Raw genomic sequence first — 9,641 nt, forward strand, 5'->3', positions numbered from 1 at the left:
GGAGTCGTGGACTTCGGTGTGGTGTTCCAGTGTGATCCGCCCGCGTCCACGGTCGTGGAGCTGGCCCGGAAGGCCGAGGACGCCGGGTTCGACTACGTGTGGACGTTCGACTCGCATCTGCTCTGGCAGGAGCCGTTCGTCATCTACAGCCAGATCCTGGCGGCCACGCAGCGGGTGATCGTCGGGCCGATGGTGACGAACCCGGGGACGCGGGACTGGACGGTGATCGCGTCCCAGTTCGCCACGCTGAACGAGATGTTCGGCAACCGGACGATCTGCGGGATCGGTCGCGGCGACTCCGCCCTGCGGACTCTTGGCGCCAAGCCGGGGACGATCGCCGAGATGAAGCAGTGCGTCGAGGTCGTGCGGTCGCTCGCACGCGGCGAGACGGTGGAGTATCGCGGTCAGCAGTTGAAGTTCGCCTGGGTCGACAACGGCGCGCTCGACGTGTGGGTCGCGGCGTACGGTCCGCGCGCGCTGGCGGCGACCGGAGAGGTCGGCGACGGCTACATCCTGCAGCTGGCGGATCCCGACATCGCCGAGTGGATGATCACCGCCGTACGGCGGGCTGCCGAGCAAGCGGGGCGTGATCCGATGGCGATCAAGTTCTGCGTCGCGGCCCCGGCGTACGTTGGCGACGACCTGGACCACCAGCGCGAACAGACCCGCTGGTTCGGCGGCATGGTCGGCAACCACGTCGCGGACATCGTGGAGCGCTACGGGTCGAGTGGCGCCGTACCGAAGGCTCTCACCGACTACATCGAAGGCCGCAAGGGCTACGACTACGCCGAACACGGCCGCGCCGGCAACACCCACACCACCTTCGTCCCCGACGAGGTCGTCGACCGCTTCTGCGTCCTCGGCCCCGTCGAGAACCACCTCACCCGCCTGAACGAACTGAAAGCCCTCGGCGTAGACCAGTTCGCCCTCTACCTCCAACACGACGCCAAGGAAGAAACCCTGGCCGCCTACGGCAAGGACATCATCCCGAGCTTCTGAGCTGCGCTCGCCAGTTGGAGGCCGGGCGGGGTCGCGCTGTAGACGGTTGCGGGTGGGTAGTCCGTGGTCACGGTCCGGTTGATCAGGTTTGCCGACTCCAGGTCCTTCAGGGTCAGGGTCAGCGCGCGGGGTGTGACGTCGGGGAGCGCCCGCCGGAGCTCCGAGAAGCGACGTTCCGTGACCAGCAAGGTGAGGGTCGGAAGCGACCACTTCTTCAGGGCCACATCGGTGACGTCCAGGTCGTCGAGCAGGTTTGTGAGTGCGGCGGCGCTCGCGCCCAGCTCGGGGTTGGTCAGTAGGTACTCCGGGCGTAGTGGGTGGCCCTTGCCCGGGTTGCGGTGGATCAGGCCGGCCTCGGTGAGGAACGTCAGGGTCCGGCGCAGCGACTCGCGGCTCACGCCCAGGGTGTGGGTGAGGTTCACGAAGCGGCCGCCGTGGCCGCGGTGGAGCTCGGCCAGCACCGGGAGGGCCCAGCGGAAGTGGACCAGGCGGGCAAGCGTTGACACGAAAGTAAGCTTAGTATAAAAACAAGACTATGGGTGGGATCGAGTACGACGGGCGCGCGGTCTGCGCGCTGGACGTTTCCGACCTGGAGCGGGCCGTGCAGTGGTACGAGCAGGCCCTCGGCTTCGAGGTCGTACACCGGCTGGAGTCCTGGGGCTGGGCCGAGTTGAGTACGCCGTTGCCCGGGATCTCGATCGGCCTCGGCCAGGTCGAGGACCCGAAGACCGACGGCGGGGTCGTGGTCACCTTCGGCGTACGGGACATCGACAAGTCCCGCGCTCACCTGGAGTCGCTGGACACCCGCTTCGACGGCGAAACCCGCCAGATCGCCGACGAGGTCCGCCTCGCCACGTTCTACGACCCGGACGGCAACGCCTTCATGCTCGCCCAGAGGCTCGTGTGAGCACACCGCCGCGCCCGGGGATGGAGAGCCTGACGCTGGTCCTGCTCCGCCGTCCGGCGACGCCGACGGAGTTCGCCGACGACGAGGCGGATCGCATCCAGCAGGCCCACCTCGACTTCCTCGACGGGAAGCGGGCGGCCGGCGTGATGGGGGCGGCCGGGCCGTTCCGCGATCAGGATGACCAGGTACTGCGGGGTTTGTGCGTGTACCGCGTCGGTATCGAGGAGGCCCGCAAGCACGCGGCAGAGGATCCCGCGGTGCAGGCAGGCATGCTCGAGGCGGAGGTGGTCACCTGGTGGTTCCGTGACGGCGAGATCAGGTTGGGTTAGGAGTCCAGCGGTAGGCGCCGGGGAGCAGGTCGGTGGCGAGGACCGAGCGGGGGCCGTCGTCGGTGGGCAGGATGACGCGGATGCCTGGGTGGTAGTCGACCAGCACCTGCCGGTCGCGGCCGCACGGTCCGACCACGCCACGGCCTTCGTTGCCTACGGCCACGATCGTGGTGAGTTCGCGGGCACCGTCCGCGCGGGCGCGGCCGAGGGCGACCAGTTCGGCACAGGGCCCGCCGGTGAAGTGGTACAGGTTGATACCGGCGTACATCCGGCCGTCGATGCCGCGGACCGCGGCGCCCATCGTGTAGACGCCGTCGGGTCCGTCGGTGTTCGCGTCGACCGTGCGGCGGGCCAGCTCGATCAGCTCGCGGTCGTCGTCGGTCAGCGGTTGCAGGGAGTGCATGCGGCCTACCTTGCCACGCCCGCCCACGCCGGATGGAACAAATCCGGTCGAAGCGTGGTTGGATGTACTAGGTCTAGTTTCAGTAGCTGTGGTTTATCTCGATCTTTCCTTGCGAGAGATGGTGTGCCGCGCCGGTGCAACGAACGCCGGGCCTGCCGCGACCGCGGTGCGCCTCATCTCTGACAAGGGAGCAACAACATGGCACAGGGAACTGTGAAGTGGTTCAACGCCGACAAGGGCTTCGGCTTCATCACCGTCGACGGCGGCGGAGCGGACGTTTTCGTCCACTACTCCACCATCCAGACCGACGGGTTCCGTAGCCTCGACGAGAACCAGCGGGTCGAGTTCGACATCGCCCAGGGCCCGAAGGGCCAGCAGGCGGAGAACGTCAAGGTCGTCTGAGTCTCGGCAGTACCGCGGCCCCTCGCCCTCGGGTGGGGGGCCGCGGCATGTCGTCAGCCGGCGATGCGCTTCAGCTCGGCCTCGGTGACGGTCTTCACCTTCTTGATCTCGGTCGCCGGGTCGGCCCCGCTGCGGATGATCCGGTTCAGCGCGTCGGAGTACGCCGTACTGGCCTTGGGTGACCAGAGCATCGGGTTCTGCGGGCGGCCGTTCTCGTTGAGCAGCTTGACCGCGTCGGCCGCCGGGCCGGACTTGAGCTTGTCAGCCTTGCCGGCCAGGCTCTTGCGCGCCGGGACGTGGAAACCGTACGACTGCGCGAAGTCGAGCTGGTCGTCGGTCTGATCGACCCACAACCACTTGATGTACTTCTTCGCCGCGTCGATGTTCTTCGACTTCGCGTTCACGCACGCGCCGTACGCGCCGACGGGCACACTCGCCTCGCCGGTGGTCGCGTTGAGCTTCGGCCAGGGCAGTACGCCGTAGTCGCCCGGCAACGCCTTCTCGATCACGGGAAGCGTCCAGAGCCCGGTGAACTGCATCGCGGTCAGCCCCTGCGTGAACGCAGCCGGGTCGGACCAGTCGGTCGGTGCCCCGAGCAACAGAACCTTCGAGGTCCACAGCTCGCGCAGCTTGCTCAGCGACTCGGCGGCAAGCGGGTCGTCGAACCCGAACTGGTTGTCCGCGGTGAGGTAGTCCAGACCGGCCGACCACAGCGCCGGACCACCCAGGACACCGACGCCGCCGTCGTTGCCGACGAACAGACCCTTCACCTTGTCGTTGGTCAGCTTCTTCGCCGCGGCCAGCAGCTCGTCGACCGTCCGCGGCGGCTGTACGCCGGCCGCGCTCAGCATGCTCTTGCGGTAGACCATCAGCTGCATGTCGATCACCTGCGGGATCGCGTACAGCTTGCCCTGGTACGACATCCGCCCGACCAGCGCGGCGTTGAAGTCGTCCTTCGCGTCACCCAGGATGTCGCCGAGGTCGACGACCTGGTTGCCCTTGATCATGTCGATCGTCGGACCGTTCGGGTACTCGAACGTGTCCGGACCCTGGTTCGTGAGCAGCGCGGTCGAGGCCTTCTTCTCGTAGTCGCCCGGCGACCACTGGATCGTCACGGTCGCGTCCGGGTAGGCCTTCGCGTACTTCTCGACCGCCTGCTGCGTACCCGCTTCGCCGTACTGGTGGTACCACTGCTGGAGCGTCGGCTTGTCGCCGCTTCCGCCGCTCGAGGGCCGCCCGCTGTTGGATCCACACCCAGCCACTGCCATCGCCGCCAGCCCGGCACCGAACCCCAGCATCCGCCGCCTGCTGATCCCACCACTCATCACACGTCTCCAGTCCCGCACGGTCCCACAGCCCGTGCGCATCTGCTGACCCTACGTCGATGGCAGGGCCCCGAGACGGCAATTCCAGCGCTCGAACAGGGATCAGGCGGGAGCCGGCGCAGCACCCGCGCCGTTGTCCGGGCGGGCGCCCGCGATCCGCGCGACGCCGGCATCGGGTTTGCGGCCGGCTCTGCGGGCAGCCTCGACGTGCAGCCGGGCCAGCTCGACGGCCTGGCGGGAGACCTTCACGGTCTTCTTCTCAGCCATGGTCACTGTCTCCCTCGACGACCTCGATGTCGGCATCCGCAATATCAGCGTACGCGGCCGCGCCGACCCGGTCGATCGCTACCGCGGCGGTCAGCGCGGCGACCAGGTCGTAGTCCTCCGGCTGTAACAACTCCGACCGCATCAGTGAGCGCAGCGTCACCACACCGGCGTCCGTGCCCGCGTCGTCCTCGCCGTCGAGGATCTGCTCGACCGCCCAGCGGACCATCCGCATGGTCTCCTCGCGATGCCGCCAGGTGTCGAGCTCGCGGTCGGACTTGCGGACCAGATACGACCCGAGGAAGACGCCGCCGAGCGCGAGCAGCGGACTCAGCACCGTCATCACGACGCCGACGATCGAGATCCAGGTGGGGATCACGGACGCGTCCTCCCAATTGCATGGTTTTGACCGGCTGATGATGTTACGAAGGAGCATTCCACCCGCCACCGACAGAGCTGACCCAGGATGACAAGGAGCGGTGTCACCGTGACCGACGAACCCGAGATGTACGACGTGTTCGTACAAGGGACCGTGTTCTACGACATCGTGATGACCGGCCTGGAAACCGCCCCGACCACCGGGACCGAGATCTTCGCGGAGGGAATGGGCTCCTGCCCCGGCGGCGTCGCGAACTTCGCGATCGCGGCCGCCCGGCTCGGGCTGAAGAGCGGCCTGGCCGCTGTCTTCGGTGACGACGTGTACGCCGACTTCTGCTGGCGGACCCTGGCCGACCAGGAGGGTGTGGACCTGTCGCACTCGCGCCGGATCGGCCACTGGCACTCGCCCGTCACCGTCTCGATGTCGATCGACCGGGACCGGGCGATGGTCACGCACGCCCACGAGGCGCCCGGCGACCCGAGCAAACTGGTCGGTCCCGGCCTGAAGACACGGTCCGCGATCGTGCCGGTCGCCGAGGAGTTGCCCGGCTGGACCGTCGAGGCCCGGGAGTCGGGCGCGCTGCTGTTCGGCGATGTCGGGTGGGACCCGACGGACGAGTGGTCGCCGGCGGTTCTCGACGTACTGGAAGGCTTCTACGCGTTCACGCCGAACGCGACCGAGGCGATGGCGTACACGCGGACGGACACGCCGAAGGCCGCGCTGCACAAGCTCGCCGAGCGGGTGCCGCTGGCGGTGGTGACGAACGGCGCGGACGGCGTACTCGCGATCGACTCGACGACCGGCGAGGAGGAGCAGGTGCCGGCGCTGCCGGTCCGCTCGTACGACCCGACCGGCGCCGGCGACGTCTTCCTCGCGTCGCTCGTCCTCGGCACGCTCCGCGGCTGGCCGCTGGCCCATCGGCTTGCGTTCAGCAACCTCTGCGCCGGGCTGTCGGTCCAGCACTTCGGCGGATCGCTCGCGGCGCCGGGCTGGGGCGACATCATCGACTGGGTCCGCGACCACAGCCGGCACCGGCCGGGCGACGTCGACCCGGCGATCCTCGAGCACTACACGTTCGTCGGCGACGTGCTGCCCGCCGGGCCGGTCCCGATCGTGCGCCGGGCGTCGGCGACCATCGCGCGCCAGTCGGACGCCTGACACATCCGTTTCAAACGCACCGGGTATCGGACGCGCCCGCACGCACCGGCAGGCCTGGTCGGCGGCACGCCCGGGAGCGCAGAGGGCATGCCTGGCAGTCCAGCGCTTACTGCGGGGTGCTCGGCACGGCACCTCACCGCACGGGGGCGAAGCACCGCGCCGAGCACCTCCTCGCTACGGCGCTGGACCGCCAGGCATGCCCTAGACTGATCGCCGGCCGCTCCGGTGGCGTACGGTGCACTTCGTGGTTACCGTCGCGCCGCTTCCTGTTCCCGACCACGGCCGGATGATCCCGTGATCCGCTTCGAGAATGTGTCCAAGACGTACGAGGGCCAGTCCAAGGCCGCTCTGCTGAACGTCAACGTCGAGATCGAGAAAGGCGAGTTCGTCTTCCTGGTCGGCACCTCCGGGTCCGGCAAGTCGACGTTCCTGCGCCTGGTACTGCGTGAGCACCGGACCACCCGCGGTCACATCATGGTCGCCGGCAAGGACCTGAACCGGCTGGCCAGCTGGCGGATCCCGCAGATGCGCCGCCAGATCGGGACCGTGTTCCAGGACTTCCGGCTGCTGCCGAACAAGACTGTCGCGGAGAACGTGGCGTTCGCGCTGCAGGTGATCGGCAAACCCCGCTCGCACATCCGCAAGACGGTTCCCGAGGTGCTCGAGCTGGTCGGCCTGGACGGCAAGGAAGACCGGATGCCGGACGAGCTGTCCGGCGGTGAGCAGCAGCGGGTGGCGATCGCGCGTGCGTTCGTGAACCGGCCGATGATCCTGATCGCCGACGAGCCGACCGGAAACCTCGACCCGGGTACGTCGGTCGGCATCATGAAGCTGCTGGACCGGATCAACCGCACCGGGACGACCGTGGTGATGGCCACCCACGACGTGTCGATCGTGGACCAGATGCGCAAGCGCGTGATCGAGCTGGAGAACGGCCACGTCGTCCGCGACGAGTCGCGCGGCGTCTACGGCTACCAGCACTGACCAGGGGACTGACTGACTGATGCGCTTGAACTACATCCTCTCCGACCTCGGTATCGGCCTGCGGCGGAACATGTCGATGACGATCGCGGTCGTCGTCACCATCTGGGTCTCGCTGTCGCTGTTCGGCAGCGCGCTGCTCGCCCGCGAGCAGGTCGACCTGATGAAGGGGAACTGGTACGACAAGATCCAGATCTCGGTGTTCCTCTGCACCAAGGACTCCGGCGGCCGCGGTTGCAGCGGCACCGAGGTGACCCAGGAGCAGAAGAACCGGATCCAGCAGGTCATCCAGACCAACCCCGACACCGCGCCCGACGGCGTCTTCTCGGAGTCGAAGGCCGAAGCGTTCGAGTCGTTCAAGAAGCTGTACAAGGACTCGCCGATCGTCAGCACGGTCACCCAGGACCAGATGCAGGAGTCCTTCCGGGTCAAACTGAAGGATCCACAGCGCTATCAGAACCTGGTGAGCGCGGTCAGCGGTTTGCCCGGTGTCGACACGGTCCAGGACCTCCGGCAGTACCTCGATCCACTCTTCAAGGCCCTCAACGGTTTGCAGGTCGGTGCGCTGATATCGGCCGGCTTGCTGCTGGTCGCGGCACTGATGCAGATCTCCAACACGATCCGGTTGGCGGCGTACGCCCGGAGACGGGAGATAGGCATCATGCGCCTGGTGGGCGCGTCGAACTTCTACATCCAGCTGCCGTTCCTGCTCGAAGCCGTGCTGGCGGCCCTGGTGGGCGCGGTCCTTGCCTGCGGCACCCTGTGGGTCGGGGTGTACTTCGTTGTCATGCAGCGGGCCCAGGAGACGTTCCGGGTCTGGCAGTGGGTCGGCGCGACCGAAACCTTCCGCGCCACGCTGATCATGGTGGTCGTCGGCCTGATCCTGGCCGTGATCCCGACATTCCTGACAACGCGGAAATACCTCAAAGTCTGACCCGGGTGACCTATCGTGCAGTATCAGGAGTCACAGAAGTAACAGAAGTAACTCCTGCACCGCACGACAACTGAACCCAGAGCAAGGGGTCGACCTGTGGTCCCGCACTTCCCCGGTGCGAACCCGCGCGAGCGGGGGAGCATCAAGCGAGACGACAGCACCGGCACCGCCACCACGCCGTACCAGCGATCACGCACGCGACCGCCGGGCCGGCAGACAGTGGTCGCCGCCTGCTGCCTTGTCCTGTCCCTGTCCGCCGGAGTCCTGGCGGCGGTTCCGTCTGCCGACCCGGCAGAGGCGAAACCGCCGGATCCAGCCGCCAAGAAGAAACAGCTCGACGCGCAGCTCGGCCAGCAGAAGGCCGATCTGGACGACGCGTCCGATCAACTCGGCAAGTCCGTTGCCGCGTACAACCAAGCCGAGACGAAGTACCAGGCCGTCCAGGTCCGGTACGCCGCCGCGCAGGGGCAGCTCGCCGCCGCGAAGGCCGCCGATGCGGTTGCCGCGGGCAAGCTTGCCGCGGCCGAGGCGGCGTTGCGTACGGCGGTTGCCGATGTCGAGGCCGGCGAGAAACTGATCGCCGAGAAGCGGGCCGTGGCCGGTCGCGCCGTACGGTCGGCGTACCAGCAGCAGAACAGTCTGGTCGGGCTGTCGATCGCGTTGCGCGGCGCCGCGCCCGCCGATATCGCCACCGGGATGCAGATCCAGCGCAACGTGTTCGGTATCCAGAGCAACGCGATCACCAACCTGAACAACGCGCAGGCGGAGCTCGCCAGCCGGCAGGTCAAGGTCGCGGCCGCGGAGAAGGCGTCCGAGGCGGCCCGGGCCGAGGCGGCGGCGACGGTCCAGCGGGTCACCGAGCTGACCAAGCAGGTCGCGGCCGACAAGGCCGAGGCCGCGGCGGTCGCGAAGGTCAAGCTGATCGCGTTCAAGGCCGCCGAGAAGGAGAAGAACACCGAGCTGGCGCAGTACAACTCGCTGCTGCGCGAGCGGGCGCGGGTCGAGCAGCTGCTGATCGCGCGGGCGAAGGCCGAGAAGGCGGCGGCCGCGCGCCGGAAGGCGGCAGCCGAGAAGGCCGAGCGGGAGAAGGCACGCAAGGAGCACCGGCCGCCGCGGAACATCCCCGACCCGGGCGGCTCGGGTGGCGGGCGGTTGGCCTATCCGGTGAGCAGCTACATCACCTCGCCGTACGGGATGCGCTTCCACCCGGTCCTGCACTACTGGAAGCTGCACGACGGCACCGACTTCCGCGCTCCTTGCGGTACGCCGGTGCGCGCGGCGGCCGATGGAGTGGTGACGGACAAGTACTACAACGGCGGCTACGGGAACCGGCTGTTCGTCTCACACGGAGTGATGGACGGCCGGTCGATCACGACCGTCTACAACCACCTCTCGAAGTACAAGGCTCATGTCGGCGAGCGGGTCCGCAGAGGCGAGATCATCGCGTGGTCCGGGACGACCGGCTACTCGACCGGCTGCCATCTGCACTTCATGGTCTACCAGGACGGGAACGTCGTTAATCCGATGAAGTGGCTCTGAGCGACCTGCGATACTGGTCGG

General features: G+C 67.8%; 13 protein-coding genes. 8 read left to right on the forward strand and 5 right to left on the reverse strand.

All coding sequences use genetic code 11. The features are described from left to right. Nucleotides 1–6 precede the first annotated feature (6 nt). The gene (locus tag OHA10_RS19735) at nucleotides 7–999 is read left to right on the forward strand and encodes a TIGR03842 family LLM class F420-dependent oxidoreductase (protein ID WP_371407705.1); all 993 of its coding nucleotides are present in this window, start codon (nucleotides 7–9) and stop codon (nucleotides 997–999) included. Here the strand turns inward: OHA10_RS19735 and OHA10_RS19740 are convergent. Beyond that, nucleotides 969–1,505, reverse strand: a complete 537-nt coding sequence (locus OHA10_RS19740) for a winged helix-turn-helix transcriptional regulator (RefSeq protein ID WP_371407706.1) — start codon at nucleotides 1,503–1,505, stop codon at nucleotides 969–971. The genes OHA10_RS19735 and OHA10_RS19740 overlap by 31 nt on opposite strands. A gap of 29 nt (nucleotides 1,506–1,534) precedes the next feature. Here OHA10_RS19740 and OHA10_RS19745 point away from each other — a divergent pair, with 29 nt between their 5' ends. Then, nucleotides 1,535–1,906 carry a VOC family protein gene (locus tag OHA10_RS19745; RefSeq protein ID WP_371407707.1) on the forward strand — a complete coding sequence of 124 codons (372 nt, stop codon included), beginning with the start codon at nucleotides 1,535–1,537 and terminating at the stop codon, nucleotides 1,904–1,906. Next, nucleotides 1,903–2,235 (forward strand): YciI family protein, encoded by a 333-nt coding sequence (locus OHA10_RS19750; protein WP_371407708.1) that lies wholly within the window; start codon nucleotides 1,903–1,905, stop codon nucleotides 2,233–2,235. Before OHA10_RS19745 ends, OHA10_RS19750 begins: the two co-directional genes overlap by 4 nt. Here the strand turns inward: OHA10_RS19750 and OHA10_RS19755 are convergent. After that, nucleotides 2,222–2,638 (reverse strand): cytidine deaminase, encoded by a 417-nt coding sequence (locus tag OHA10_RS19755; protein ID WP_371407709.1) that lies wholly within the window; start codon nucleotides 2,636–2,638, stop codon nucleotides 2,222–2,224. The two genes, OHA10_RS19750 and OHA10_RS19755, sit on opposite strands and share 14 nt — an antisense overlap. A gap of 198 nt (nucleotides 2,639–2,836) precedes the next feature. Between OHA10_RS19755 and OHA10_RS19760 the strand changes: the two genes are divergently transcribed. Then, entirely contained in the window at nucleotides 2,837–3,040 is a 204-nt protein-coding gene (locus OHA10_RS19760) for a cold-shock protein (RefSeq protein ID WP_134104957.1), read from the forward strand. A 53-nt stretch (nucleotides 3,041–3,093) separates the two neighbouring features. Here the strand turns inward: OHA10_RS19760 and OHA10_RS19765 are convergent, their stop codons facing one another. The 3 genes from OHA10_RS19765 to OHA10_RS19775 all read right to left on the reverse strand — a co-directional run bounded on the left by OHA10_RS19765 (nucleotide 3,094) and on the right by OHA10_RS19775 (nucleotide 5,008). After that, complete coding sequence (locus tag OHA10_RS19765; protein ID WP_371407710.1) at nucleotides 3,094–4,365, reverse strand: ABC transporter substrate-binding protein; 1,272 nt, start codon at nucleotides 4,363–4,365, stop codon at nucleotides 3,094–3,096. A 102-nt stretch (nucleotides 4,366–4,467) separates the two neighbouring features. Further along, nucleotides 4,468–4,632: a hypothetical protein gene (locus tag OHA10_RS19770; protein ID WP_166679481.1), complete on the reverse strand. Its 165-nt coding sequence runs from the start codon at nucleotides 4,630–4,632 to the stop codon at nucleotides 4,468–4,470. Next, nucleotides 4,625–5,008, reverse strand: a complete 384-nt coding sequence (locus OHA10_RS19775; RefSeq protein WP_371407711.1) for a hypothetical protein — start codon at nucleotides 5,006–5,008, stop codon at nucleotides 4,625–4,627. Before OHA10_RS19775 ends, OHA10_RS19770 begins: the two co-directional genes overlap by 8 nt. Before the next feature lie 108 nt (nucleotides 5,009–5,116). Between OHA10_RS19775 and OHA10_RS19780 the strand changes: the two genes are divergently transcribed. From OHA10_RS19780 to OHA10_RS19795, 4 genes are all read left to right on the forward strand, one after another. Then, the gene (locus OHA10_RS19780; RefSeq protein WP_371407712.1) at nucleotides 5,117–6,166 is read left to right on the forward strand and encodes a carbohydrate kinase family protein; all 1,050 of its coding nucleotides are present in this window, start codon (nucleotides 5,117–5,119) and stop codon (nucleotides 6,164–6,166) included. Between the two features lie 294 nt (nucleotides 6,167–6,460). Further along, nucleotides 6,461–7,150, forward strand: coding sequence for a cell division ATP-binding protein FtsE (gene ftsE / locus OHA10_RS19785; protein ID WP_130444829.1), 690 nt, complete (start codon nucleotides 6,461–6,463; stop codon nucleotides 7,148–7,150). Between the two features lie 19 nt (nucleotides 7,151–7,169). Next, on the forward strand, nucleotides 7,170–8,081 hold the full coding sequence (gene ftsX, locus OHA10_RS19790; protein WP_371407713.1) for a permease-like cell division protein FtsX: 912 nt from the start codon (nucleotides 7,170–7,172) through the stop codon (nucleotides 8,079–8,081). Nucleotides 8,082–8,177: 96 nt separating this feature from the next. After that, nucleotides 8,178–9,620: a M23 family metallopeptidase gene (locus OHA10_RS19795; protein WP_371407714.1), complete on the forward strand. Its 1,443-nt coding sequence runs from the start codon at nucleotides 8,178–8,180 to the stop codon at nucleotides 9,618–9,620. The last annotated feature ends 21 nt before the right edge of the window (nucleotides 9,621–9,641 follow it).

Source organism: Kribbella sp. NBC_00662, assembly GCF_041430295.1.
Lineage (GTDB): Bacteria > Actinomycetota > Actinomycetes > Propionibacteriales > Kribbellaceae > Kribbella.